Genomic DNA, 25,674 nt, shown 5'->3' with positions numbered 1-25,674 from the left:
GGTTCAGTACTGGATGCGCGGATCGAAGAAGCGGTAGCTCAGGTCGATCAGCAGGTTGATCAGCACGTACACGCCGGCCGACAGCAGCAGCACGCTCTGGATCACGGGATAGTCGTGGCGCTGCACCGAATCGATGACCAGCCGGCCCACGCCGGGGATCGCGAACACGGTCTCGGTGACCACCACGCCGCCGATCAGCAGCGCGATGCCCACGCCCACCGTGGTGGCGATCGGGATCGCCGCGTTGCGCAGCGCATGGCCCAGCACCGGCAGCACCCCCAGGCCCTTGGCGCGCGCGGTGCGGATGTAGTCCTCGTGCAGCACCTCGAGCACGGTGGCGCGCGTCATGCGCGTCACCAGCGCGATGTAGACCAGCGCCAGGTTCACGCACGGCAGCACCAGCCCGAGCAGCCAGTCGGCCGGGCTCTGGCCGAAGCGCACGTAGCCCTGCACCGGAAACCACGGCAGCTGGATCGCGAAGGCGTAGATCAGCAGGTAGCCGACCAGGAACACCGGCACCGAGAAGGCCAGCACCGCGAACAGCATCACCAGCCGGTCGATCCAGGTGCCGGCGCGGTAGGCCGCGAGCGTGCCCAGCGGCACCGCCACCACCAGCGTGATCGCCATGGTGAGCAGCGCGATCGACACCGTGGGCTCGAGCCGCTGCCCGAGCAGCTGCGACACCGGCACCTGCGTGAAGATCGAGGTGCCGAGGTCGCCGGTGGCGAGCCGGCCGAGCCACAGCGCGAACTGCTGCCACAGCGGCAGGTTGAGGCCGAGCGCGGCGCGCAGCTTCTCGATGTCCTCGCCGGTGGCGAGGTCGCCCGCGATCAGCGCGGCCGGATCGCCGGGCGACAGGTGGATCAACAGGAACACCACCACGGCGACCACCGCCATGACCGGGAGCGTCGAGAGGAACCGACGGAGGATGTAGCCCATGGCTTCGAGGTTCTCGTGGCTGGGGGGAAGGGCTTACTTGTCGAGCATCCAGACCGTCGGCATGCCGGCCCAGAGCTTGTCCACGCCCTTGAGGCTGGAGCGCGCGGCGAACGCGGCCGAGTACTGGCCCGCGTTGATGTAGGGCACGGCCTCGTAGGCGCGCGACTGGAAGGCGTCGAGCAGTTCCTTGCGCTTGGCCGGCACCGTCTCCTTGAGCCAGGCCGTGCGCAGCTCGTCGAGCTTCTTGTCGCAGGGCCAGCCCGGCAGGCTGTTGCCGCAGGCCGCGCTCAGGTAGGCGTTGGCGATCGGCGAGTTGGCGTCGAACTCGCCGGCCACCGTCACGTACATGTTCCAGCCGCCGGCCTCGGGCGCATCGCGCTTGGCGCGGCGCGCGCCGATCGAGGCCCAGTCCATGGTCTGCGCGTCGACGTTCAGGCCGATGCTGCGCATGGTCTGCGCGGCCATCAGCGCCTCGGCGTTGAGGTAGGGCACGTCGCTGGGCACCAGCAGCACCACCTTCTCGCCCTTGTAGCCGGCGTCGGCCAGCATCTTCTTGGCCTTGGCCACGTCGGCCTTGCGGAAGGGCTCGGCGCCGGCCGCGGTCTCGTTCGGGCTGCCGCAGATGAAGTAGGTGGCGCAGTAGCTCATGCGCATGTCGAGCGGATAGCCCATGGCCGCGACGAAGCGTTCCTGGCTCACCGCCTGCAGCAGCGCCTGGCGCACCTTCGGGTCGTTGAAGGGCGCGTGCAGCTGGTTCATCACCAGGAAGGCCTGGTAGGCGCCGCCCGAGCCGATCTTGACGTTGCTGTCGGTGCGCAGCGGCGCGATGTAGTCGGGCGGCAGCTGCTCGACCAGGTCGACCTCGCCGCGCTTGAGCGCCGCGACCGCGCTGTTGGCGTCGGGCAGATAGAGCCACTCCACGCGGTCGAAGCTGGTCTTCTTGCTGCCCGAGAGGCCGCTCGGCGGCTCGCTGCGCGCCACGTAGTTGGTGTTGCGCACGAACACCGCCTTGTTGCCGGGCACCCATTCGTCGCGCTTGAAGACGAACGGGCCCGAGCCCACGACCTCGGTCAAAGGCGCCGTGGCCGGCATCTTCGCGATGCGCTCGGGCAGGATCACCGGCGGAAAGCCCGAGGGCTTGGCCAGCCCGTCGAGCACCATGCCGAAGGGCTCGGTCAGCGTGAGCGTGAAGCTGTGGGCGTCGACCGCCTTCCATTCGGCGCCGCTGGCCACCATCGCGCGGCCCAGGCTGTCGCGCGCGGCCCAGCGCTGCAGCGAGGCGATCGCGTCGGCCGAGGTCACGGCGCTGCCGTCCGAGAACTTCAGGCCCGGGCGCAGCGTGAAGCTCCACTGCTTGCCGTCCTTCGAGGTGCTGTACTTCTCGACCATCTGCGGCTGCGGCTTGCCGTTCGCGTCTTGCGCGAACAGCGTGTCGTAGACCATGTAGCCGAAGTTGCGCGAGATGTAGGCCGTGGTGAAGGTCGGGTCGAGGATCTTCAGGTCGGCATGCGCGACCACGCGCAGCGTCTTGGGCTGCTGCTGGGCCGGCGCGTGCAGGCTCGCCGTGGCGAGGGCGAGTCCGCCGAGACAGGCGGCGAGAAGGCGGCGTGGTGAAGTCATCGCGGAACTCCGTGGCTGAGGAAAAGGGAAGGGAACGAGGGAGAAAGAAAAAAACGAGGCGTCAGGCCGTGGCGCCGATCGGCCACTTGGGCAGCCGCGCCTTGCGGTAGGGCAGGGTGCTGAGGTCGAGCGTGACCGCGCCCGGCGCGCCCGCGTAGATCACATGCTTGGCGACCTTCGAGTACGAGGCATAGAAGTGCTGCGAGGACTTCACCACCACGATCTTCCTGGCCGCCAAGTCGCAGCCCAGTTGCGTGAAGAGGTCGGTGCCCATCGCCTGGTTGCGCAGCGTGATCAGCACGATCTCGATGCCGTTGGCTTCCACCAATGCGCTGTCGCCCATCAGCACCGGCGTGCCCGCCAGGCCGGTCATCACCAAGTCGCGCTGCAGCGCCTTCACCGTGCACTCGAGGTCGATCGGGTCGCCCGAGAGCGGGCTGATCTTGCCGCCGATGCGCATCGTGAGCTTCGCGCCCACGCCCGCGTCGAAGGCGATGCGCACCGCGATCGGGTCCCACATCGGGCCCAGCGCCGCATTGGTGATGCCGCGCTCGACCATGCGGCGCAGGATGAAGGTCGAATCGCTGGCCGCGCCGCCGCCGGGGTTGTCGGCGCCATCGGCCAGCACCACCGGGCCGCCGTCGAAGGCCAGCGCCGCGTCGAGCGAGGCGTCGATGCCGGGGTAGGGGACCGTGAGTTCGTCGCGCATCGCGATCACCTCGTCGGCCAGTTGGCGCGCCAGGGCCTGCGCCTTGGCCGCGTCGCCGTCGGTGTAGACCAGCAGCTTGGTGCCCATCTCGGGCACGTCGCCCCACGAGAAGCCGTGCGTGAGCGAGACCGAGAGCACGCCGTCCTTGCCCTCGAGCGACTGCATGCGTTCGACGAAGCCGCGCGCCGGCTGGCGAGAGGTGTGGACCGTCACGATCATGTCGCAGTCGACCATCGCGGCCACCGGCTTCACCTTGCCCTCGACCTGTGCCGCGCAGATGTCGACCAGCTCCATGCCGCGCTCGAGCACGTCGGTGTGCGGGTACTCCTTGAACGAGATCATCAGGTCGGCGTTGGCCACCATCTCGGGCGTGAGGTGGTTGTGCGGATCGAGCTCGGCGCCGATCACCACCTTCGGGCCCACGATCTCGCGCACCCGCTTCAGCAGGTCGCCTTCGCAGTCGTCGTAGCCGTCGGCCACCATCGCGCCGTGCAGGCCCAGCAGCACCATGTCGACCGGCAGCACCGCGCGCAGGTCGGCCAGCAGCTCGTCGCGCAGCGTCTCGTAGGCGTGGCGCGTGGTAGTGCCGCTGGGCTGCGCGCCGGCCACCATGCCTTCGAACAGCGTCCAGCCGCGCTCCTTGCCGCGGATGCGCGCGGCCCACAGCGGGCCCGAGAACAGCGTCATCGCTTCGGGATGCTTGCCGGCGGGGAAGTAGCCGCGGTCCTTGAACGAGGCCAGGCCCGTGGGCATGGGCGCGAAGGTGTTGGTTTCGGTGGCGAGGGAGGCACTGAAGACACGCATGGGGTTTCTCTTGTTCTCGGGGTGGAGGGAAGAAGGAAGGAAAAGGGGCGTCGCTACGTCAGGCCGCGACCTTGCTGCGCAGCCGCTGCGGCCCGAGCATCTCGGCCGTGAGCCCGAAGCCCGCGATGCGCTCGGGCAGCGGCAGCCCGCGTGCCAGCGCCGCGCAGGCCTCGCCCATCGCGGCCGAGGTCTGGATGCCGTAGCCGCCCTGCGCCGCGACCCAGAAGAAGCCCGGCGCCTCGGGATCGAAGCCGCCGACCAGGTCGCCGTCGGCCACGAAGGAACGCAGGCCGGCCCAGGTGCGCGTGGGGCGGCGGATCGAGAGCGTGGTCACTTGCTCGATGCGGTCGATCGCGATCGCGATGTCGAGCTCCTCGGGCTGGATGTCCTGCGGTTCCACCGGATCGGCATTGGCCGGCGAGCCGAGCAGCATGCCGGCGTCGGGCTTGATGTACCAGTCCTCGTCGGCGCCGAACACCATGGGCCAGCGCGCGGCCGTCGCGGCCTCGCCTTCGGGCGGCGCGAAGATGAAGGCCGAGCGCCGGCGCGGCTCGATGCCGATGGGCGGCACGCCCGCGAGTCGAGCCACCGTGTCGACCCAGGCGCCCGCCGCATTGAGCAGCACCGGTGCCTCGTAGCTGCGCCCGCCGGCCTGCACGCGCCAGACCTCGCCCACGCGCTCGATGGCCGTCACGCCCGCATCGCACACCAGTTGCCCGCCCGCGCGCCGCATGCCGCGCAGGTAGCCCTGGTGGATCGCATGCACGTCCATGTCGGCCGCGTCGGGTTCGTAGACCGCGCCGATCACCTGCTCGGGCCGCAGCGCCGACACCATCGCGCATGCTTCGTCGGCACCGAGCCGGCGCGGATCGCCGGGCATGCCCTGCAGCACCTGCCAGTGCTCCTCGAGCTGCGCCTCCTGCCCCGGGCCCGCGATCATCATCGCGCCGCGCGGCGTGAGCAGCGGATGCTCGGCGAAGCCCGGCGGCGGGTTCTCGAGAAAGGCGCGGCTGGCCATCGTGAGCGCGCGCACCTGCGGCGTGCCGTAGCTCTCCATGAAGAGCGCGGCCGAGCGGCCCGTGGAGTGGTAGCCCGGCTGGTTCTCGCGTTCGAGCAGGATCACGCGGGCATGCGGCGCGAGCCAGTGCGCCACCGAGGCGCCGGCGATGCCGCCGCCGATCACGAGGAAGTCGGCGGTGGCGGTGGTGTGTTCGGTCGTTGTCATCGCGGCGCAGTGTAGGAACAAATTTGCGTATACGCAAATTATCGAAAGCCCTGAGTTCCTTTGGCATCGTCTCGTGCAGAGTGAGGACGCTGCGAAGGGCCCAGGACGTTCGTTGCACCATGGCGGTGAAATTTGCGTACTTGCAATTTGCGCATACGCAAATTTCGGGCCCGGCCGCGGCGGCCCGGCGGTGGAGGGGCGGCGGATGGACTGGCAGAATCCTGCGCATCACAAGAGAGAGCCAAGCGTGAATCCACATACAGGGACCAAGCAGGCGGCGAAGCCGAAGGAGGCCGCGCCCACGCTGGACCGCACCACTTTCGGTTATCGCCTGCGCACCGCGCGCAAGCGTTTCGGCTGGACGCTGGCGCAACTGGCCGAGCGTTCGGGCGTGTCGATCACCACCATCTCGCGCGCCGAGCGCGGCCAGCTCGCGCTGGGCTACGAGAACTTCACCGCCCTGGGCCGCGCGCTCGACATGGACATGAACGCCATGTTCGCGGGCGCCGGCGTCAAGCCCGCCCAGTTCGACGGCCCCGTCGTCACGCGCGCCGGCAAGGGCGTGGTGTACCGCGGTCTATCGATCGCCTACGAGTTCCTCGGCACCACCGCCGCCGGCAAGCAGATGAGCCCCATCGTCGGCGTGGTGCACGCGCGGCGCATCCACGGCCCCGAGGACTTCGTGCGTCACTCGGGCGAGGAGTTCGCCTATGTGCTCTCGGGCGAGATCGAGGTGCACTTCGACAACGGCGAGGTGGTGCGGCTGGGTCGCGGGGATTCGCTCTATTTCGACAGCCGGCTCGGGCATGCGTACATCAGCGTGAGCCGGCAGCTCGCGAAGATCGTGGGGATGACGATCGGGGAGAGCGGGCACATGAAGTCGGCGCGGGAGGCGCCGGAGGTGGAAGCCGTGGAGGCGGTGGTGAAGAAGAAGGCCAGGAGCAGCGGCAAGGCTTGATGGCAGTGGAAAGCGCCGGCTGCGACAGAATCCGGCATGCACTTTGAATCCGTTGGCCAGTACCACGATGCCTTGGCCGCCATCGTCCTGTCTGCACCGGATCGGTTTCAGTCTTTCGATGACGAAGCGGTTGACCAGAACCTCGAACTCGAACGGCGCTTTCGAGACCTGCGAGATCAGTTCCACTGGGTCGAAAAGAAGCTGAAGGAGCCTCGCCTCGCCCGCATTTGTCGAGAACTGATCGACATTTCCCACGAAGCTTACAAGGCCGGTGATGCAAAGCGCGGAGCGCACACGCTTCAAGAATGCGAAGGCTTGATCTGGAAAAACCGTCACGTTCGCCTCAAACACGTAGTCGAGGCCGAGCGGCGAGCCTTCGAGAGTGTCGAACTCTTCAAGGATGTGATCGTTTCGCCCTATCCGTATGAGGGCAGTGAAGCCGATCTCGGAGATGTGCAGCGACGGCTATGGTTGCAATTGGAAAGTGAATACCAGCACAAGCTGAACGAGCCAGACGGCATTCGGCAGCTGTGGGGCATGCAGCGCGATGGTTCGATCAGCTTGGTAAAGGCGAGATCGTTCAAGGCCGCGCGTGAGCAAGTCAGCGAACGAATCGAGCGCGGTGAGCTCATCGGCATAGCCACGGCTGAATTACTGCCTCATGGAGGGCTTCGTGTCTTCGATATCGAGGAGTCGGGGCGCGCGCTCGTCAGTGTTCGCATTCTTCGAAAAGCAGGGAGTGATGAGGCTCCGAGATTTCATCTGGATGCGCCGGTAGCGTTCAAGGCAAGAGGCAACCCAGGATCTGTTTAGCACTCTTGCTCAGGGTTTGTTCTTCGCGCTCGCGTTGACTGCTGGTTCAGTACAACGCACAGCGCATCTGCAACCGGCATTACTATCCGAGCATGAGGTCGTGGCGGCGTTCGCATACGCGCTGTACGACATGGAATTTGAGGCGTCGGGCTTCTTGAGGGGTAAAGGTCAAACGCTTCTTGTAGCGGCTGCGTCAACTTGACGAGCCAAAGGGGCCGTGGCGAAATTTAGGTTGGTTAGATCCATCGCAGCCATCCCTGCCCTTAAGGGATTGCTGCTCGGTACAGTTCTAGACTTGATGTTTCTTGTCGAGGACATATGGCAGCAAGTGAAGATGATGATCTGCTTCCGTTGGATACGACGCCAATCCAGATCTGTGGCGCTGCTGTCGGGCGACTGGCCGAGGTGTGGGATCAGATCGCGGGCAGAACGGGTGGGGGCCAGGGGAGATTCATTGAAGAAGTGTTCGGAGGCATCTGGCGTGATGGCAACACCGGACAAGAGTTCGAGGCCGAGATTCGCCGGTGGGACGAGCAATCTGAGGAGATGAGGCCTCTGGGCATTTTGCAGGCGATGTTTGTTGCCTGTGCATTTGCCTGCCAAGGAATGAAGGCGCAAGAGAGCGATGATTTGAATCGAGCGTGGCAATACACTTCTCGGTGCGAGTACTGGCTTGGCATCGTTGTCGGAACTTGGTCACTAAGAAGCCTTCAAGGAGACTCGGAAAATGCGTTTGCCAAAATGGGAGCAAGCGCTCGACATAGAGAGAACCGAGAAATGAAGGCTCAGGTTCTGGCGTGGTACGCGGCGAACGCCGGAACTGTAGGTAGTAAAGATGCGGCCGCTGAAGCAATTGCTGGAAAACTGGTCCCAGTAAAGTTCAGGACGGTTAGAGATTGGCTAAAGGGCGCATAGCTACCACCTGCGGCGTGCCGGCACGGCGCTCTCCGTGCTGGCAAAGCGCCCGACATGCACGTAAGGCGCTCTGTCTACTTGCAAGCCGACTTCAAGGCGCGGCGCTTTACTTCGAGCATGACGCCTATGCAGAAACATATGGGGCCGCAAGTATCGGGACTAGCCCACCCGCAGCCTACTGCTGATCTCAGTATCAGCACACAACTAGAGCGCATCGCGGCATTGCGCGCCATCTGTGATCGCAATAGTAGCGGGACTTCATCAGCGCAACGTGCTCGTCTGTTGGAAGCACTTCGATCCATGAAGTATGTGACGACATTTGAGGCCATGCGGTATCTGGACATTTTTGATCCTCGGCCGCGCAAGCTAGAGTTGACGCGCAAGGGCTACCGGATCGTCACCACTTGGTGCGTCGTGAAAACTGAGTCCGGATACCACCATCGGATTGGTGTCTATTCGTTGGGATGAATATTTATTCCTCGAATTGAAAGATGGGCGTCGCGCGAGGTCATGTCGACGTCTCGCGCAGGAGGACGGAGCAAAAGTCAGTCCGCGTCTTGACCTAGCCAGCCAGGACCACTACGGAGCGAGTCGTCGTGCTCGTCAAAGGCCGACAAGTTGGATCGGAAGATCGGCGAGCCCCCTTGCGTCGTCTGTTTTGCCTGGCCTGCCAAGCTGGCGAAGAGGTCGGAGTAGCCGGGCCAGAACGTGGGATCTCGCCAGCCCGTCGGTCCATTGGCTTCGCTGCGCTCTTGCGCAATCACAAGTGCGGACAGGAAAGCCTCCTGATTGGCAGGCGTGAACGTTCGAGCGTCAAGGCAGCTATAGAGATGGACGCTGGCGTTTTCATCCGAGAGCCATGTTGCAAGTGCATCGTGACCGCGTTCCGCGAGGACCTGCGAAATCTCGCTCAAGATCGTGCGATAGACCCAACCAGCACACCCTATTCCCACGTTTTCAGCGGCGATCAGTACAGCCATGGGGTCTCCGTGATTTGATCCGGCAAAGTGTCGACCAGCATTCGACTCAGGTATCTCCAAGCCGAACTCCCATCTAATTTTCGCCGCGTACCATCCGCGCCGCCCACGATGAAGCGATGCGCCGTACGCAAACCCGGCCGGGCAGGATGGACGAATGAACACGAGAAACAAGATCGCGACGCTGCTGGTCGTCGCGGCTGCTGCCGTTGGCGCGGCCCTTGCCTATGCGTGGGAGCCGGCCATCGCGGCCTTGCCCGCGCCACCGCCGCCCGGCGGCGATCAGGCGCTGCTGGTGCGAGGCTCGCACGTGGCCAGCACGGGCGACTGCATGGTGTGCCACACGGCCGCCAACGGCAAACCCTTCGCGGGCGGCCTGCCGCTCAACACGCCCTTCGGCACCATCTACAGCACCAACATCACGCCCGATGCCGAGACCGGCATCGGCACCTGGTCGCTCGAGGCCTTCACCCGCGCCATGCGCGCCGGCGTGTCGCGCGACGGGCACCTGCTGTACCCGGCCTTTCCCTATCCGCACTTCACGCGCATGTCGGACGACGACATCGGCGCGCTCTATGCGTACCTGATGGCGCGCACGCCGGTGCATGCGCCGGCCAAGGCCAACCAGCTCACGTTCCCGCTCGGCTTCCGGCCGCTGGTCGCGGGCTGGAACCTGCTGTTCCTGCAGAAGGGCTCGCTGCCCGCGCCCGCCACGGCGCAGTCCGACGAATGGCTGCGCGGCCGCTACCTCGTGGAAGGCGCGGCGCACTGCGCGGCCTGTCACACGCCGATGAACCTGCTCGGCGCCGAGAAGGGCAGCCAGTCCTTCGCGGGCAACCTCATCGACGGCTGGGAAGCGCCGCCGCTGAATGCGCTGGCCGGCGCGCCCAGGCCGTGGACGAAGGAGCAGCTCGTGTCCTACCTGCGCACCGGCCTGGCGAGCGAACACGGCGCGGCCGCGGGGCCGATGCTGCCGGTGACGCAGCACCTGGCCGACGTGCCCGAGTCGGACGTGCGCGCGATCGCGACCTACATCATGAGCATGCAGTCCGCGGCCCCTGCCGCCGCACAGGCCGAGCCGGCCAAGACGACGGCATCCGCCTCGATCGCCGCTGCGGCAGTGCCCACGGGCCAGCGCGTCGATGCCGGTGCCGCGCTGTTCAACGGCTCGTGCGCCGGCTGCCACGGCGCCGCTGCGCCCATGCGCACCATCGGCGACCGGCCCGCGCTCGGCCTGAGCACGGCGGTCAGTGCCGACAGCGCGCGCAACGCCATCAACCTGGTGCTGGGCGGCAACCCGTGGGGCGGTTCGGCATCGGCGCACTACATGCCGCCGTTCGCGGATGTTCTGAGCGACGAGCAGATCGCCGAGGTGCTGCGCTACGTGCGCGCCAGCGCCACGCAGCGCCAGGCCTGGCCCGACCTGCAGAACGAGGTTGCGAAGGTCCGAAAGGAGAAGGAGGCACTGCCGAAATGATCACGCTCACCGTCAACGGCGTCGACCACGCGCTCGACATCGATCCCTCCATGCCGCTGCTGTACGCGCTGCGCAACCACCTGAAGCTCAACGGCGCCAAGTACGGCTGCGGCCTCGGCCAGTGCGGCGCCTGCACCGTGATCGTCGACAAGCGCCCCGTGTTCTCGTGCCTGATGCCGGTGTCGGCGGTGGGCAAGCGCGCGGTGCGCACCATCGAGGGCCTGGGCAGCGCCGACAAGCCGGCGCCGATCCAGCAGGCCTTCATCGAGCAGCAGTCGGCCCAGTGCGGCTACTGCATCGCAGGCATGGTGATGCGCGCGCAGGCGCTGCTCGACGAGCGCCCGGGCGCCGACGAGGAAGAGATTCGCCAGCACATGCAGCCCAACCTCTGCCGCTGCGGCACCCACATGCGCATCGTGGCCGCGATCGTCGAGGCCTCGAAGACGCTGGCCGGCAGCGCGCGGCAAGGAGCATCGCGATGAGCCGTCCCGCACAGCGGCAGGACGCCGCGCTGCGCAACCCGAGCCGGCGCTACTTCCTGGCCGCGGGCTCGCTCACCGTGAGCTTCTCGCTCTGGCCCGGTGCGGCAGTGCTGGCCCAGCAGGGCAAGCAGGCCACCGAGGCGGGCGCGCCGAGCGCGCTCGACGCCGGCACCGCCAAGCTGCCGGGCGACCTCACCGGCACGCCCATGCTCGACGCCTGGATCCGCATCGACGAGCAGGGCCGCATCACCGTGTGGACCGGCAAGGCCGAGCTCGGCACCGGCATCCGCACCGCCTTCACGCAGATCGCCGCCGAGGAGCTGGGCGTGGCCTTCGAGGCGGTGCACCTGGTGACGGCCGACACCGCCGTCACGCCCAACGAGGGCTACACGGCCGGCAGCCATTCCACGGCCGACAGCGGTACCGCCATCCTCAACGCGGCGGCGCAGGTGCGCGTGCTGCTGGTCGGCTCGGCCGCCGGCAAGCTCGGCGTGGCGGCCGACACCCTCAGGCTGCGCGACGGCGTCATTTCCGCCCCCGACGGCCGCACCCTGAGCTACGGCCAGGCCGTGAGCGGCCTCGACCTGCACCGGCGCGCCGAGCCGCGCTCCGAGCTGGTCGATCCGAAGCAGCACCGCGTCATCGGCCAGTCGCGCCGGCGGCTCGACATCCCGGGCAAGGTCACCGGCGGCGCAAGCTACGTGCAGGACATGCGCCTGCCGGGCATGGTGCATGCGCGCATGGTGCGGCCGCCGTCGTATGGCGCCGTGCTGACCGGCGTCGACAGCGCGGCCGTCGAGAAGATGCCGGGCGTCGTCAAGGTGGTGCGCGACGGCAGCTTCCTGGCCGTGGTGGCGCAGGACGAGTGGCAGGCCATCCAGGCCATGCGCGCGCTCACCGAGGCCGCGCGCTGGCAGGAGAGCGCCGCGCTGCCCACGCCGGCCACCATCCACGACACCCTGATGAAACTGCCCCGGCAGGAGATCCATGTCGGCGACCGCCACGGCGAGACCGTGCCCGCGGCCAGGACCCTGCATGCGCGCTTCACCAAGCCCTACCTCGCGCATGCTTCGATCGGCCCCTCGTGCGCGGTCGCGCAGTTCGATGCGCAGGGCAAGCTCACCGTGTGGACCCATTCGCAGGGCGTGTTCCCGATGCGCGGCGCGCTGTCGGAACTGCTCTCGATGAAGCCCGAGGACATCCGCTGCGTGCACGTCGAAGGCTCGGGGTGCTACGGCCACAACGCCGCCGACGATGCAGGCGCCGAGGCCGCGCTGATCGCGCGCGCCGTGCCGGGTCGGCCGGTGCGGCTGCAATGGATGCGCGAGCATGAGTTCACCTGGGAGCCCTTCGGCCCCGCGATGGTTACCGACGTGAAGGCCTCGCTCGACGCCAGCGGCCGCGTGGTCGACTGGCAGTACGAGATCTGGAGCAACTCGCACAACCAGCGCCTGGACAACGCGGGGCGCTTCATCTCCGCGCAGTACCTCGCCAAGCCCTTCACGCCGGCGCCGCCCAAGCCCATTCCCATGCCCGAGGGCGGTGGCGACCGCAACAGCCTGCCGCTGTACAACTTCGCCAACTACAACGTCGAGCACCACTTCCTGCCCGACATGCCGGTGCGCGTATCGGCCATGCGCGGACTCGGCGCGTACATGAACGTCTTCACCATCGAGAGCTTCATGGACGAGCTGGCCGCCGCCGCGGGCGCCGATCCGGTGGAGTTCCGGCTGCGCCACCTCGACGATCCGCGCGGGCGCGACGTGGTACAGCTCGCGGCGAAGAAGTTCGGCTGGGACCCCAAGCGCAAGCGCGTGCCGAACCGCGGCGTGGGCTTCTCATTCGCCCAGTACAAGAACCTGATGAGCTACCTCGCGCTCGCGGTCGAGGTGTCGATCGTGCCGGAGACCGGCGAGATCCGCATCGAGCGCGCCGTCGCCGCCATCGACTGCGGCCAGGTCGTCAACCCCGACGGCGTGCGCAACCAGGTCGAGGGCGGCATCCTGCAGTCGGCCAGCTGGACCCTGTACGAGCAGGTGCAGTACGACGCCCAGCGCATTCGCAGCTACGACTGGAGCCGCTATCCGATCATGCGGTTCTCGGACGTGCCACGGAAGGTGGAGGTGCACATCATCGATCGGCCTGGGGCGCCGTTTCTGGGGACCGGCGAAGCTTCGCAGGGGCCGGCGCCTGCGGCGTTGGGGAATGCGATTGCGGATGCTACGGGGCGGAGGTTGCGGGGGTTGCCGTTGGCGGCGGGGCGGAGGCTCAAGGAATACAACCAGAGCTGAGGCCGTGGAAGTTGGCGGCGGGCGCCGCGCGCCGGCAGAGGTCGATCCGTAGGTTGATGACGAGCGCAGCCAAGCGATAGTGGCTCGTGAGGCTGGACGGAGGATGCAAGCGGCCGATATGGCGGCAATCCCAAGGGGCGCGGAGATATTCGCTTCTTGTCGAAAGCAGTCATCCGGAAAGAGTGATCTTCGGATCGGTTTCGCCCGAACGTCGTTTCTCCAGCCGAACGTCACCATCCCCCAGGTCTTGCTCGCGTCCCCAGCCGAGATGCCGATAGACGCCGGCAGCACGGCTGCTTCTTGCCGTCTCGAGCCAAACGACAGGATGCAGGTCGAACAAGGCAGCTTCGCAGACCTGGACGAGGCGCTTTCCGATGCCTTGGCCCTCGAACTCCGGCAGCACGAACACGGCGAACAGGCAGGCCGTTTCGAGATCCACCATGGCGAAGCCGACGACATCGCCCTGAATTTCACCGACCCAGGCGCAAGCCGCGCTTTCGACGGCCAGGGCGATGGCTGCCGGTGTCACGCCAATCCCGGCGAGTTCCTCGATGGTCATCGCGTTCTCTCGCACCGTCGTTCTGACGTTGAACATGGCGTCTACATCGGCGATGGTCGCCGGACGGATGAGCGGATGGGTCGAGGTGGTCATGCCGCGAGCTCTCGCGCGATCCTTGGCTTGCCGAAGGCGGCAGGCCCGTCGATGAGAACGAGCTTCATGACGCCGGGTGCGTTGTCGGCTGCACGGGATGCAGGGACCCAGGCCACTCACTTCCCACGACGCGGCTCCATCCCCAGCGACGGCCCCTGCCGAATGGGATTGCGAACCAGCTGCGCCAGATCCAGGCTCGGGTAGCGTTGATTCACGACTTCCTCCAGGCTCGGGTAGCGCGGATCCACGGCTCCCGTGGCGCCGCTTCTCTCATACATCCCATCGGCATACATGGGTGGCACTGATTTGGACCCGATGCCACAGGCCTGATGGAAGTGCCCGATATAGACAGGCTTGCCAGCCTCCGCCACGAAGACTCTGTTTTCCGGCAGGCCGTCCGCAGGAACGACTTCCGGGTAGCCATCGCTCCAGCCGCTCGCCGGTGCGCGGCGAGCGGTCATGCCGGCTTCGATGGTGTGGCTCTGCAGGGTATAGCGGCCGCTGGGAATGACGTAGGCGACCGGCAAATGCGCATATGCAGTCTGCTTGGGTATCGTAGGTTGGGCTGCTGCCTTGGCGGCCCATTCGGCATCGGTTCTGGGAATGCGGATGCGCAGCGTTTTCCCGTGATCGTCGAGGAAGGTGAGTTCCTGAATGCGCGAGCCCTTGGGTGGCAGGCTGTCGGGGTTGCACATGGGCTCGATGTACGTCGTCACGGAGGCAATGACGACGGCATTGCGCCCGGTGAACCGCTGCGCGAGTTCCTCGCGTTCCGTGCCCGGGGTGAGGTAGGTGCCGACCGTGTCGGCATCGTTGGCGGCATGTGCGAGGGGCAGTGCCAGTGCAAGAAGAAGATTCAAGGCGAGTGCGCGCATGGGTCTTGTGAGTCCGCGAGGATTCGTACAGTCGATCGGCCGAGTATTGCCGATGCCGTTCGACGCACCTCGCGCTACTCCCTCATCGCCTCGCACTGCGCCTCGATCCGCGCATGAAGCAACCCCAGCGACACCGCAACGAAGCGCTGCAGCGAACCGCGCTGGCACGTATCGAGCAAAGGGGCAGGGTCGGTATCAGATGACTCGGCATCGCGCAGCTCTTCATCCCACTGCAGCAGTTGAACCAGCAACAGCGCGCCTTGCACCACATCGCGCGCATCGTTCAAGAAGGCGGCTTGATGCTGTCGGCTGGGATCGAGTCCCCGAGGAGGAACCCATTCGAAGGGTTTGAACTGAGAGACGGGGCGTGCCCCTGAATCACCGGCGTCGGTGCCTGCATTGAAGTCTTTGGCCATGTGGGCCTCCAAAGTGAATCGCAGGATGTCTTCAGGCCGCCAAACCCGGCCTCGTTCACACGAGGCGAGGGCACTGTAGGTGGTCGCGGCGAGGGCCGTCAAGTTTCGTGTCCGGCGGCGCAACATTGCTTGAGCCGACCGGCGAACCTGTCGCCCATTTGCTCCGCATTCCGCCCCGCCTCGCTATCCTTCCGCTCGCCATTCACTTCAACAAAAGGGGACCCTCATGACTCAATCTTCCTCATCCATCTTCTCGCTGCGCTCCATCGCGCTGGCCTGCACCTTCGCCCTCGGCGCCGCGACCGCTGCTCACGCCGCCCCCGACGCCAAGCTGCTCGCCGCGGCCGAGAAGGCGCAGCCGGCGGTGATCGAGAACCTCAAGGAGATGGTGCTGATCGAGTCGGGCAGCCTCAATGTCGATGGGCTGATGAAGATGGCCGACGTGGTGGAAGGCCGGCTCAAGGCGGCCGGCTTCAAGGTCGAGCGGCGCAAGGCGACGGCCGGTGCGGGGGCAGACATCGTGATCGGCACGATGAAGGGCAACGGCAAGCGCAAGATCATGCTGCAGGGCCACATGGACACGGTCTATCAGCCCGGCATCCTCAACTCGCAGCCCTACAAGGTCGACGGCAACCGCATCTACGGGCCCGGCATCGCGGACGACAAGGGCGGGCTCGCGGTGATGATGGCCTCGCTCAAGATCCTGGCCGACGCGGGCTGGCGCGACTACGACACGCTCACGGTGCTCATGAATCCCGACGAGGAAGTGGGCTCGGTGGGTTCGGGCGAGCTGATCGCGACGACGGCCGACCTGCACGACACGGTGCTGTCGTTCGAGCCGACGGCGGCGAAGTCGGTGGTGAAGGGCGAATCGCTGCTGCTCGGCGCGGCCGGCATCGCGCAGGCCACGCTCGAGGTGAAGGGCCGCGCCTCGCACGCGGGCGCGGCGCCCGAGCTGGGCCGCAATGCGCTGTACGAACTCTCGTACCAGATGCTGCAGACCAAGGACCTCGCGAAGGACATCCCGGGCGTGACGCTCAATTGGACGGTGGCGCGCGCGGTGGGCCCGATCAACCAGATCACCGAGAAGGCGCAGGCGCTCGGCGACGTGCGCATCACCGAGCCCGGCGCGGAGAAGAAGCTCGACGCGGCGCTGCAGGCGAAGATCGCGAGCGGCAAGCTGATTCCCGACACCGAGACGACGGTGAAGGTGGAGGTGGGCCGCCCGGCCTTCGTGGCGGGCGAGAAGGGCCGCGCGCTGGCCGAGAAGGCCCAGGCGATCTACAAGGAGATCGACCGCGAACTCGCGCTCACGCCGATGACCGGTGGCGGCACCGACGCGGGCTACGCGGGGCGCTCGGGCAAGGCGACGGTGGTCGAGAGCTTCGGCCTCGCGGGCTTCGGCTACCACGCGCGCGACGAGTACATCGAGGTCGACTCGATCGTGCCGCGGCTGTACCTGGTGACGCGGCTGCTGACGGAGATCGGCAAGGGCCGCTGAAGCACGCCGCACTCGACGACATGAAAAAGGCGCGTGCGAAGGACTCGCATGCGCCTTTTTGCTGGGGGCTGAAGGCTTCGATCGGGCGGCGCACCGGGGCGCCTGCCGTCACTGCGGACGCTGATCGCCGGGCGGGCGGTTGCGGTGCGCGGCGGCCTGGGCTTGTGCCTGGGCCTGCGCTTGAGCCTGCGCTTGAGCCTGCGCCTGCCGTTGCTGCATCTGCTGGGCCTGTTGCTGCTGGCGCTGCGCGGCCTGCTGCTGAGCCTGTTGGGCCTGCTGCTGTTGGCGTTGCATCGCCTGCTGCTGGGCTTGTTGCGCCTGCTGTTGCTGGCGTTGCATGGCTTGCTGCTGAGCTTGTTGCTGCTGGTGCTGCATGGCCTGTTGCTGCGCCTGCTGCTGACGGCGCATCTGCTCCTGTTGCTGCTGAGCCTGCTGCTGCTGACGCTGCATCGCCTGTTGCTGTTGCTGCGCCTGCTGGGCGGCCTGCTGCTGTTGCTGCTGCCGTGCCTGGTTCTGCGCGGCCTGCTGTTGCTGCATCTGCTGGCGGCGCATCTGCTCCTGCTGGGCCTGCTGCTGTTGGCGTGCCTGGTTCTGCTGGGCTTGCTGTTGCTGCTCTTGCTGGCGACGAGCCTGTTCCTGCTGCGCCTGTTGTTGTTGCTGCTGCCTGCGGCCCTGGTCTTGCTGAGCCTGCTGTTGCTGGCGTCGCGCCTGTTCCTGCGCCTGTTGTTGCTGCTGCTGTTGTTGGCGTCGCGCCTGTTCCTGTTGCGCCTGCTGCTGGCCGGCCTGGTTCTGGGCCAGTTGCTGCTGGCGACGGGCCTGTTCCTGCTGCGCTTGCTGCTGCTGCGCCTGCTGGCGCGCGGCCTGGGCCTGCTGGGCTTGCTGCTCGCGCGTCTGCTGTTGCGACATCAGCTGCTGGCGCCGCGCCTGTTCCTGCTGCGCCTGTGCCTGTGCCTGCTGTGCTTGGGCCTGTTGCTGATGCGCCTGCTGCTGCATCTGCTGTTGGCGTGCCAGGGCGGCCTGCTGCTGCGCTTGTTGCTGCTGGGCCTGCAGTTGCTGGCCGTGTTGCTGCTGCATCTGCTGCATCTGCAATTGGCGCGCCTGCTGTTGTTGCGCGAGCAGCGCGGCGGCCTGCTGTTGCTGGGCCTGCTGCTGCATCGCGAAGTTGGGCGACTGCCCCGGATGCGCGGCCTGCCAGGCGGCCACGCCCGCATCGCCGCGCGGACGGTCACGGTCGCGGCCACCGCCGTTGTTGTTGTAGACGTTGTTGACGACGGTGGTCGAGCGCGAGACGTAGGTGTTGTTGTTGTAGACCACGGCCGGGCGATAGGCCGGTGGCGGCGGCGCGGCGCGCGGGTAGTCGCGGTCGCGCGGACGGCCCCAGTTCACATTCCAGGAGTTCCAGCCCCAGCCATGGCGCTCGAGTGCCGAGGCCACGACCACGCCGGCACCGAAGGCCAGCACGCCGGCCGTGGCGACCTGGGCGCCGCTGTAGCCGCGGTCGACGTAGACGGGCTGCGGTGGCGGTGCATAGGCATAGCCGGGGTAGACCGGCACGGGATCGCCGTAGATCTCCTGCGGGTTGTAGCTCGGCACGTAGACCACATCGGGCTGCGCCTGCTGGATGGTGATGAGCTGCTGCGGCGGCTCGACGATGAGCGGGCCCGCATAGGCGCCCTGCGGATCGGGCGCGGGCGTGTAGTTGGCCGGTGCCGCGGCGGTGGCGACCTTGATCTTGTCGTTGTTCTTGAGCCGGCCGGCCTTGGAGGCGCGCTGGCGCATGACCTGGATGGCATTCATCACATCGGCCGGGTCGTTGTAGTAGGCCTTGCCCAGTGCCTCGGTCCAGGGCAGGTTGCCGGCCATCTGGTCCATCACGTTGCGGAAGGCGGTCAGCGACTTCACGCTCGGGTCCCAGGGCTGCTGGTTGACGGCATCGGCCAGCGCGCCGGCCTTGAGCGTGGGGTTCTGCTTGAGCCAGTCCTGCGCGGCGGTGATCTGCTCGGGATAGGTGGCGCCGGCCAGCACCTGCGCCACGAGCTTGTCGGGGTACAGCGCGATGGGGGCGACCATCTGGTAGAGCTCCTCGGCCGCGGGTGGCACGTAGGCCACGGGCATGGGGGCCGCGGGTGCCGGTCCTGCGGCGGCGGGTACCGAAGCCGCTGCCTGTGGCGCGGGTGCCGCGGCGTTCTGCGCGGCGGGCGTCTCGGACTTGTCGCAGCCCGCGAGCACCAATGCTGCGGTGCACAGCGAGAGCGTGAGCGCACGCGCGAGGGGGGTGGGGTTGGAGGGGATCATGTGGGCCTTCCTGGGACGCTGTCGTGGCGCCCGCCCGTAGAGAACGGCTGCCGCAACTGAAGCGATGACGAAGGATGGCCCCAGGATGCAACGGCCTGTGTCGTCTGCCGGGCGCAGGCCGGGTAGGAACAGGCCTGTCAAGAAAGGTGAAGGGCCGGTGAATGCCGGCCCCTCTCGAACAGTCAGCTGGCGGTCAGAGCCGCGCGCAACCTACTTCGATCCGCCCGTGTACTTGGTGACGCTGCTCGCGCTCACGTGGTAGCCGCTCACGCCCATCATCGAATCGTTGCGCAGGGTCTGCAGCTTGCCCGTGACCCACACGGTGTCCATGGCGCGGAACTTGGCGCCCTTCTGCGGCACCACGTGCAGGATCTGGTTGGCCGGCGGCGGCGGGGTGTGGATGCAGGCGCCGAAGTAGGGCACGAGCAGGAACTCGGTGACCTCGCCCTTGGCCTCCTCGAGCGGCACGATGAAGCCGGGGATCTTCACCTCCACGCCGTTCATCGCGGGATTGGTCGGCGCGTTGTTCGACACCTCCTGCATCTTCATCAGCAGCTCGTTGGCGCGCGGGTCGCCGTCGTCGAGGGCGCTGAGGTCCATGCCCTTGAACTCCTTCGACGGGTCCCAGTCCTTGGGCACCAGTTCTTCCCAGGTGATCTGGCGCGGCTGGCCGGCCGGGGCCTTGGCGGTGGCCGCGGGCGCGGCCTTGCCGCCGAGCGGGTTGGTGGCGGTGGTGTCCTTGGGCGCGGGCTCGGCGGCCCAGGCGGCGGCCGCGAGGCTGGCGCCGGCCATCAGCAGGGCGAAGCGCTTCGAGGCCTGGACGGCGGGATGGAGAGTCTTTGCGTGGCGCATGGGATCAGATCCTCGGTGAAAGCCCGTCGGCGAGCGAGAGCCGGTAGGCGCGAATGCCGGGCAGCAGGCTCGCCAGCCAGCCGGCGGCCAGCAGGCTCGCGAGCAGCAGCCATTCGTTCAGTGTAGGTTCGGAAAGCCGCAATGTCAGCCCGAACTGCGACTGCAGCCAGGGCGCGAGGCCGGCGATGCCCAGCACCGCCATCAGCACGCCCACGACCACGCCGAGCACGGTGACCAGCGCGCCCTCGAGCGCGAGCAGCGCCAGCACGTGGCGCAGGCCCGCGCCCACGGCGCGCAGCACGGCCAGTTCGCGCCGCCTTTCGTTGAGACCGGCCATCACCACCGACACCAGGCCCGCGAGGCTCACGAGCGCGACCAGGCCCGACATCAGCAGCAGCGCGTTCTCGCCCACGCCGATCACGCTCCAGAGCTCGTCGAGCGCCACGCCGGGCAGGATCGCCATCAGCGGCTCGCCGGTGTAGGTGGAGATCCAGCGCTGCACCGAGAACACGGCGGCGCGGTTCTTCAGGCCCACGAGCGCGGCCGTCACGTTCTTGGGCGTGAGGTCGAACTTGCGCACCTGCTCGGCCGGGATCTTCACGCCGGGCATGGGCGCGCCGCCCACCCATTCGAGGTGGATCGCCTCCATGGCCGCGAGGCCGATGTGCACCGTGCGGTCGACCGGCGTGCCGGTGCGCGCGAGCACGCCCACCACGGTGAAGGGCTTGTCGGCATGCTCGGCCACGTTGAGCTCGCCGCTGCCGTGCGCCAACGTGATCTTCTGGCCCACGTGGTAGCCGAGCTTGTCGGCCACCTCGGCGCCCACCACGGCGTCGAACAGCTCGCTGAAGGGCTTGCCTTCGCGCAACGCGAGCGACTGGCGGTCGCCGTAGCGAAAGCGCGTGAAGTACTCGGGCGAGGTCGCGAGCACGGCGAAGCCGCGGTGCGAATCGCCGAGCGACAGCGGCACCACCCAGTCGACGCCGGGGTGCGCCTGCAGCGCCTGCACGCTCTTCCAGGAAATGTTGTTGGTGGCCGCGCCGATGCGGAACACGGAGTACAGCAGCAGCTGGGTGGAGCCGGTGCGCGCGCCCACGATCAGGTCGGTGCCCGAGACCGAGGAGGCGAAGTTCTCGCGCAGCTCGGTGCGGATGCGCTCGACGCCCAGCAGCAGGAAGGTCGACAGCGCGATCGAGAACACGGTGAGCGCGAGCGTGAAGCGGCGGTTCCAGGCGCTGCGCCAGGCGATGGAGAACAGGGCCTTCATGCGTCGGTCGCCATCGTCGCGCTCGAGGCGCGGTTGATCTCGGGGAGCAGCACATGGCGCGCGAAGCGCTGCGCGATGCGCTGGTCATGGCTCACGAACACCAGCGCGCTGTCGTTCTCGGCGCAGGCGGTCAGCAGCACGTCGAGGAAGGCTTCGCGCCGGTCCTCGTCGAGCGCGGAGGTGGGTTCGTCGGCGATCACCACCTCGGGCTGGCCGATGAGCGCGCGCGCCGCTGCCACGCGCTGCTGCTGGCCCACCGAGAGCTGCATGGCCTGGCGCTGCCAGAGCTTGCGGTCCAGGCCCATCTGGTCGAGCAGGTGCTCGGCTTCCTCGCGCGCGCCGCGCTGGCGCGAGGCCTGCTCGCGGCGCCGTGCCGAGAAGCGGCAGGGCAGCAGGACGTTGTCGACCACGCTCAGATAGGGCAGCAGGTTGAACTGCTGGAAGATGTAGCCCACGTGCGCCACGCGGCAGCGGTCGCGCGCGGCGCCCGAGAGCTTCGACCAGTCGTGGCCCAGCAGGCACACGCGGCCCTCGTCGGCCACCAGCACGCCGGCCAGCAGCGACAGCAGGGTGCTCTTGCCGCAGCCGCTGGGGCCATGCAGGAACACCGATTCGCCGGCCGTGATGCGGAAGGCCTCGATGTCGATGCAGGGCGTGGCGCTGCCGGGCCAGGAGAAGCGCAGCGATTCGGCCGAGAGCACCACGCGCAGCGGCGTGGATTCGGCCTGCGAAGGAAGGCTCACGACCTCACTTGCCCCAGGTCAGGCGGGCCGGTTGCGCGGCCTGCGCGCCGGCGGGGCGCTTGAGCTGGCGCTTGAACTGGCCTTGCGCGGAAGCGATCTGCGCATCGATCTGGCGCGTGCCCTTGAAGGCGGCGAACAGGCCGATGTCGATGTACTTGGCGGCGGCGGCGTTGGCGCAGTTGAACGAGAAGGTGGCGTCGAGGTCGGCATGGCCCTCGGGCTCGTTCGGATCGGGCTTGCCCAGGCCGAGCGCGGCCGATTGCAGCTCGACCGGGCCGAGCTTGCAGCTCGCGGCGGGGTCGATGGCGAACAGCTTGTCGGCCGCGCGCAGCTGGACCACGGCGTCCTCGACGGTCTTCTTCTCGGCATCGGTCTTGGGCGCGCGCTCGAAGCCCACGATGTTGTCGAGCGGCGACTCCATCGCGATCACGACCGTGGGGCCGTCGATGGCGACGTCGAGCTTGATCTGGCCGTGCACGTGGGCGTGCTGCTGCTGGGCCTGCGCGGCGGCGAACGGGGCCGAGGCGATCAGGGCGATGGCGGCGGAAGCGAGGATGCGTCGGAGAGCGCGTCGGTCGGTGCTGGATCGGATCAGGGTCATGGTTGGGCGCCTTGCCGGGTCGGCAGCCCCGGGGTGTTGCTCCATTCGCTCCAGCTGCCGGCATAGAGCGCGGCCGTTCCGAGCCCCGCGATGCGCATCGCGAGCAGGTTGGGAACGGCGCTCACGCCGCTGCCGCACTGGTGGACGACCGTCGCCGGATCGCGGCCTTCGAGCAGCGTTTCGAACTCGGCGCGCAGTTGCGCGGCGGGCTTGAACTTGCCGTCGGGACCGAGGTTCTCGGCGAAGGGGCGGTTGAGTGCCCCGGGGATGTGACCGGCGATCGGGTCCAGAGGTTCCACCTCGCCGCGATAGCGTGCACCGGCCCGCGCGTCGATCAGGTTCTGGTCAGGCTGGCCCAGCTGGCGCACCACGGTGTCGGTGGTCACGAGGCGCACCAGCGGCTCGCCCATGACGAAGTTCGACTGGAAGCGCGCGGGCTCCTCGCGGTCGGTGACCTCGCCGCCCTCGGCCTGCCAGCCCTGCAGGCCGCCGTCGAGCACGGCCACGGCATCGTGGCCCATCCACTTGAGCATCCACCACAGGCGTCCGCAGTAGTTGGCGCCGTTGCGGTCGTAGACCACGGCCTGCATGTCATTCGAGAAGCCGATGCCGCTGAGCCAGGCCGCGAAGCGTTCGCGGCTGGGCAGCGGATGGCGCCCGCCCGAGGCCGGCACGCCGTCTTCCTGCGCCACCACCACCTCGCCGTGCGCGCCGGGCTTGCCATGCCTGGCGCTGAGGTCGGTGTCGAGGTCGGCATGCAGCGCGCCCGGGATGTGCGAGGCCGCGTACTGCTGGGCGCCGGCTTCGGGCTTCATGAGGTCGAAGCTGCAGTCGAACACCATGAGCGGCGTGCCGGCGGCCTGCAGGGCGCGCAGCTCGGCGGCGGAAACGAGGGTGGTGAAGGTCATGGCGAAGAACTCCTTGGCGCATGGGCCGCGCAACGGGCGCGGCGGACGGTGAAGGGACTGCGAACCGGCCTCAATGTTCCTCGGCCGGCGCTTGCGGAACTGTACGCTGACGCAACACGGTTGCGGCAACGCCGCTCGCGATGATGAGCGCCATGCCGGTCCAGCCGGCGGCGTCGATGCGGTCGTCGAACAGCACCACGCTGTAGAAGGCCGCGAAGATGATGCCCGAGTACTGCAGGTTGGCCACCACCAGGGTGCCGCTCTGGGTCTTGGCGGTGGCGTAGGCGCGCGTCATGCAAAGCTGTCCGAGAGCGGCCAGCAGGCCGATCGGCAGCAGCCACAGGCCGTGGCGCCAGTTCCATTCCGAGAAGCCGGTGAACGCGGTGGCCAGCGCCCCGGCCACGGCCGAGCCGAGCGCGAAATAGAACACCGTGCGCATCTCGGGCTCGCCGATGCGCGAGAGCGCCACCACCTGCATGTAGGCGAAGGCGGCGGTCAGGCCCGACAGCAGGCCCAGCAGGCCGGCGAAGCCCTGGCTCGAATCCACGCTGGGCTTGAGCATCAGCACCACGCCGACGAAGCCGGTGAGCACGGTCAGCACCAGCGGCGCCTGCAGCGGCGGGCGCGAGACGCGGCCGTCGCGGCCCGGCACCGGCATCCAGGCCAGCAGCGCGCCGCCGACCAGGAAGGCGGCGATCCAGACGCTGCTCATGTAGTTGAGGGTGACGGCCGTGGCCAGCGGCATGTGGGCGATGGCATAGAACCACGCGCCCAGCGAGACCACGCCGATCAGGCTGCGCCAGGCATGCATGCCCGGGTACCGGGTGGCGAGCGAGACGCCGCGGCTGCGCGCGAGCAGCCACAGGAAGACGATGCCGATGACGCCGCGCCACAGCACCATCTCGCCGCTGGTGAACCAGGCCGAGGCGATCTTCACGGCCACGCCCATGGTGGCGAACAAAAAGGCGCCGAGCACCATCCAGAGCGCTTGCATCGTCTTGACTTCTTACAAAAGAAAAATAGCTGAAACGCCCGCCAATCGGACGTGTTCAGCTATCAAGAGAATAGCAGGAAACGAGGCGGAAGCAGTCGCTTCGGCGCCTCAGCCGGCGGCCTGCAGCTCGCGCCGGTACCACTCGTGGAACTGCTGCATGCCGTCTTCCATCGGGCTCTGGTAGGGGCCGGTCTCGTTGTCGCCGCGCAGCATCAGCGCGCGGCGGCCGGCGTCCATGCGCTCGGCGATCTCGTCGTCTTCCACGCAGGTCTCCATGTAGGCGGCGCGCTGAGCCTCGACGAACTCGCGCTCGAAGGCGACGATTTCCTCGGGGTAGAAGAACTCCACCATGTTGAGCGTCTTGGTGGGGCTGACCGGGTGCAGCGTCGAGACGGTGAGCACGTGCGGATACCACTCGATCATCACGTGCGGGTAGTAGGTGAGCCAGATCGCGCCGTACTTGGGCGGCTTGCCCTCGCGGTACTGCAGCAGCTGTTCCTGCCACTTCTGGTAGACCGGGCTGCCCGCGCGGCCCAGGCGGTTGGCCACGCCCACCGTCTGCACCGAGTAGTTGCGGTTGAACTCCCAGCGCAGGTCGTCGCAGGTGACGAAGCTGCCCAGGCCCGGATGGAACGGGCCGACGTGGTAGTCCTCGAGGTAGACCTCGATGAAGGTCTTCCAGTTGTAGTTGCACTCGTGCAGCTCGACGTGGTCGAGCGCGAAGCCCTCGAACGAGAGGTCGGCGCGCGGGCCCAGGCCGGCCATGTCGGCCGCGATGTCGCGGCCGTTGGCCTCGAACAGCAGGCCGTTCCACTCGGTGAGCGGGTAGTTGTGCAGGTTCAGGCAGGGGTCCTGCGCGAAATGCGGTGCGCCGATCAGCGTGCCGGTGGTGCGCGCGTCGGCCGCGGCATAGGTCCAGCGGTGCAGCGGGCAGACGATGTTGCCGCCGGTGCGCGCGTCGAGTTCGCCGCGGCCCTGCAGGATCACGGCCTGGCGGTGGCGGCAGACGTTGGAGATCAGTTCCACGCCCTTGGGCGTGTGGACCAGCGCGCGGCCCTGGTGCTCGTGGGGCAGCGTGTGGAAGTTGCCGGCCTCCGGCACGGCAAGGCGGTGGCCGACATAGCGGGGGCCACGGGCAAAGAGCGTTTCCATCTCGCGGGCGAAGAGCGCCTCGTCGAAGTACGCGGAAACCGGAAGTTGGCTCGTGGCCTGCTGCAGTTGAAGACTTAAATCAGACATGGAGGACCTGACCAAGCTCCCCACAGGGAGGAAAACAAAATTGAAACGGAAGGTACCGACGACAGGAGAGGCGTGCCGGCCCGAGAGTTGCGCCGGCGTAACCGGCTGGGGGAGGGTGATT

At 67.6% G+C, this 25,674-nt stretch carries 24 protein-coding genes; 8 read left to right on the top strand and 16 right to left on the bottom strand.

Annotated features, from left to right (window positions below; translation table 11 throughout):
- Positions 1-3: 3 nt before the first annotated feature.
- The 4 genes from ACEN9J_RS11890 to ACEN9J_RS11875 all read right to left on the bottom strand — a co-directional run bounded on the left by ACEN9J_RS11890 (position 4) and on the right by ACEN9J_RS11875 (position 5,297).
- Positions 4-939 (bottom strand): ABC transporter permease, encoded by a 936-nt coding sequence (locus ACEN9J_RS11890; protein ID WP_208508820.1) that lies wholly within the window; start codon positions 937-939, stop codon positions 4-6.
- A 33-nt stretch (positions 940-972) separates the two neighbouring features.
- Complete coding sequence (locus ACEN9J_RS11885; protein ID WP_093349074.1) at positions 973-2,559, bottom strand: ABC transporter substrate-binding protein; 1,587 nt, start codon at positions 2,557-2,559, stop codon at positions 973-975.
- A 61-nt stretch (positions 2,560-2,620) separates the two neighbouring features.
- Positions 2,621-4,072 (bottom strand): M81 family metallopeptidase, encoded by a 1,452-nt coding sequence (locus ACEN9J_RS11880; RefSeq protein WP_413764173.1) that lies wholly within the window; start codon positions 4,070-4,072, stop codon positions 2,621-2,623.
- A 58-nt stretch (positions 4,073-4,130) separates the two neighbouring features.
- Positions 4,131-5,297 carry an NAD(P)/FAD-dependent oxidoreductase gene (locus ACEN9J_RS11875; protein WP_057589518.1) on the bottom strand — a complete coding sequence of 389 codons (1,167 nt, stop codon included), beginning with the start codon at positions 5,295-5,297 and terminating at the stop codon, positions 4,131-4,133.
- A gap of 247 nt (positions 5,298-5,544) precedes the next feature.
- Here ACEN9J_RS11875 and ACEN9J_RS11870 point away from each other — a divergent pair, with 247 nt between their 5' ends.
- The 4 genes from ACEN9J_RS11870 to ACEN9J_RS11855 all read left to right on the top strand — a co-directional run bounded on the left by ACEN9J_RS11870 (position 5,545) and on the right by ACEN9J_RS11855 (position 8,451).
- Entirely contained in the window at positions 5,545-6,255 is a 711-nt protein-coding gene (locus tag ACEN9J_RS11870; RefSeq protein WP_413764172.1) for a helix-turn-helix domain-containing protein, read from the top strand.
- Positions 6,256-6,291: 36 nt separating this feature from the next.
- Complete coding sequence (locus ACEN9J_RS11865; RefSeq protein WP_413764171.1) at positions 6,292-7,068, top strand: hypothetical protein; 777 nt, start codon at positions 6,292-6,294, stop codon at positions 7,066-7,068.
- A 318-nt stretch (positions 7,069-7,386) separates the two neighbouring features.
- Positions 7,387-7,983 (top strand): hypothetical protein, encoded by a 597-nt coding sequence (locus ACEN9J_RS11860; protein WP_413764170.1) that lies wholly within the window; start codon positions 7,387-7,389, stop codon positions 7,981-7,983.
- 78 nt (positions 7,984-8,061) lie between these two features.
- Positions 8,062-8,451, top strand: coding sequence for a helix-turn-helix domain-containing protein (locus ACEN9J_RS11855; RefSeq protein WP_413764169.1), 390 nt, complete (start codon positions 8,062-8,064; stop codon positions 8,449-8,451).
- 77 nt (positions 8,452-8,528) lie between these two features.
- On the opposite strand, the gene ACEN9J_RS11850 is transcribed toward ACEN9J_RS11855, so the two are convergent.
- Positions 8,529-8,963 carry a hypothetical protein gene (locus ACEN9J_RS11850; RefSeq protein WP_413764168.1) on the bottom strand — a complete coding sequence of 145 codons (435 nt, stop codon included), beginning with the start codon at positions 8,961-8,963 and terminating at the stop codon, positions 8,529-8,531.
- Positions 8,964-9,117: 154 nt separating this feature from the next.
- Here ACEN9J_RS11850 and ACEN9J_RS11845 point away from each other — a divergent pair, with 154 nt between their 5' ends.
- The 3 genes from ACEN9J_RS11845 to ACEN9J_RS11835 are packed head-to-tail and all read left to right on the top strand — an operon-like array spanning position 9,118 to position 13,210.
- The gene (locus ACEN9J_RS11845) at positions 9,118-10,437 is read left to right on the top strand and encodes a c-type cytochrome (protein ID WP_413764167.1); all 1,320 of its coding nucleotides are present in this window, start codon (positions 9,118-9,120) and stop codon (positions 10,435-10,437) included.
- On the top strand, positions 10,434-10,919 hold the full coding sequence (locus ACEN9J_RS11840; protein WP_413764166.1) for a (2Fe-2S)-binding protein: 486 nt from the start codon (positions 10,434-10,436) through the stop codon (positions 10,917-10,919). Before ACEN9J_RS11845 ends, ACEN9J_RS11840 begins: the two co-directional genes overlap by 4 nt.
- Complete coding sequence (locus tag ACEN9J_RS11835) at positions 10,916-13,210, top strand: molybdopterin cofactor-binding domain-containing protein (RefSeq protein ID WP_413764165.1); 2,295 nt, start codon at positions 10,916-10,918, stop codon at positions 13,208-13,210. The genes ACEN9J_RS11840 and ACEN9J_RS11835 overlap by 4 nt, the downstream gene beginning before the upstream one ends.
- Positions 13,211-13,379: 169 nt before the next feature.
- Here the strand turns inward: ACEN9J_RS11835 and ACEN9J_RS11830 are convergent, their stop codons facing one another.
- From ACEN9J_RS11830 to ACEN9J_RS11820, 3 genes are all read right to left on the bottom strand, one after another.
- Complete coding sequence (locus ACEN9J_RS11830; RefSeq protein ID WP_413764164.1) at positions 13,380-13,862, bottom strand: GNAT family N-acetyltransferase; 483 nt, start codon at positions 13,860-13,862, stop codon at positions 13,380-13,382.
- Between the two features lie 116 nt (positions 13,863-13,978).
- Entirely contained in the window at positions 13,979-14,737 is a 759-nt protein-coding gene (locus ACEN9J_RS11825; RefSeq protein ID WP_413764163.1) for a hypothetical protein, read from the bottom strand.
- A 74-nt stretch (positions 14,738-14,811) separates the two neighbouring features.
- Positions 14,812-15,153, bottom strand: a complete 342-nt coding sequence (locus ACEN9J_RS11820) for a hypothetical protein (RefSeq protein ID WP_413764162.1) — start codon at positions 15,151-15,153, stop codon at positions 14,812-14,814.
- Positions 15,154-15,379: 226 nt separating this feature from the next.
- Here ACEN9J_RS11820 and ACEN9J_RS11815 point away from each other — a divergent pair, with 226 nt between their 5' ends.
- Positions 15,380-16,654: a M20/M25/M40 family metallo-hydrolase gene (locus ACEN9J_RS11815; RefSeq protein WP_413764161.1), complete on the top strand. Its 1,275-nt coding sequence runs from the start codon at positions 15,380-15,382 to the stop codon at positions 16,652-16,654.
- Between the two features lie 108 nt (positions 16,655-16,762).
- On the opposite strand, the gene ACEN9J_RS11810 is transcribed toward ACEN9J_RS11815, so the two are convergent.
- From ACEN9J_RS11810 to ACEN9J_RS11775, 8 genes are all read right to left on the bottom strand, one after another.
- Positions 16,763-18,949, bottom strand: a complete 2,187-nt coding sequence (locus ACEN9J_RS11810) for a DUF3300 domain-containing protein (RefSeq protein WP_413764160.1) — start codon at positions 18,947-18,949, stop codon at positions 16,763-16,765.
- A 210-nt stretch (positions 18,950-19,159) separates the two neighbouring features.
- Positions 19,160-19,801: a DUF3299 domain-containing protein gene (locus tag ACEN9J_RS11805; RefSeq protein WP_413764159.1), complete on the bottom strand. Its 642-nt coding sequence runs from the start codon at positions 19,799-19,801 to the stop codon at positions 19,160-19,162.
- Between the two features lie 4 nt (positions 19,802-19,805).
- Positions 19,806-21,068 (bottom strand): ABC transporter permease, encoded by a 1,263-nt coding sequence (locus ACEN9J_RS11800; protein ID WP_413764158.1) that lies wholly within the window; start codon positions 21,066-21,068, stop codon positions 19,806-19,808.
- On the bottom strand, positions 21,065-21,811 hold the full coding sequence (locus ACEN9J_RS11795) for an ABC transporter ATP-binding protein (RefSeq protein WP_208508806.1): 747 nt from the start codon (positions 21,809-21,811) through the stop codon (positions 21,065-21,067). The genes ACEN9J_RS11800 and ACEN9J_RS11795 overlap by 4 nt, the downstream gene beginning before the upstream one ends.
- Before the next feature lie 4 nt (positions 21,812-21,815).
- The gene (locus ACEN9J_RS11790) at positions 21,816-22,412 is read right to left on the bottom strand and encodes a DUF2796 domain-containing protein (RefSeq protein WP_413764157.1); all 597 of its coding nucleotides are present in this window, start codon (positions 22,410-22,412) and stop codon (positions 21,816-21,818) included.
- Positions 22,409-23,320 carry a sulfurtransferase gene (locus tag ACEN9J_RS11785; protein WP_057589700.1) on the bottom strand — a complete coding sequence of 304 codons (912 nt, stop codon included), beginning with the start codon at positions 23,318-23,320 and terminating at the stop codon, positions 22,409-22,411. Before ACEN9J_RS11785 ends, ACEN9J_RS11790 begins: the two co-directional genes overlap by 4 nt.
- A gap of 70 nt (positions 23,321-23,390) precedes the next feature.
- Positions 23,391-24,314 carry a DMT family transporter gene (locus tag ACEN9J_RS11780; protein WP_057589541.1) on the bottom strand — a complete coding sequence of 308 codons (924 nt, stop codon included), beginning with the start codon at positions 24,312-24,314 and terminating at the stop codon, positions 23,391-23,393.
- 108 nt (positions 24,315-24,422) lie between these two features.
- Positions 24,423-25,553, bottom strand: coding sequence for an aromatic ring-hydroxylating oxygenase subunit alpha (locus ACEN9J_RS11775; RefSeq protein WP_057589543.1), 1,131 nt, complete (start codon positions 25,551-25,553; stop codon positions 24,423-24,425).
- Positions 25,554-25,674: the final 121 nt, after the last annotated feature.

The organism is Variovorax sp. Varisp41 (assembly GCF_047325085.1).
Taxonomy (GTDB): Bacteria; Pseudomonadota; Gammaproteobacteria; order Burkholderiales; family Burkholderiaceae_C; genus Variovorax.
The sequence above is the reverse complement of the archived record's forward strand: the minus strand, read 5'-3'. Positions and strand labels throughout refer to the sequence as shown.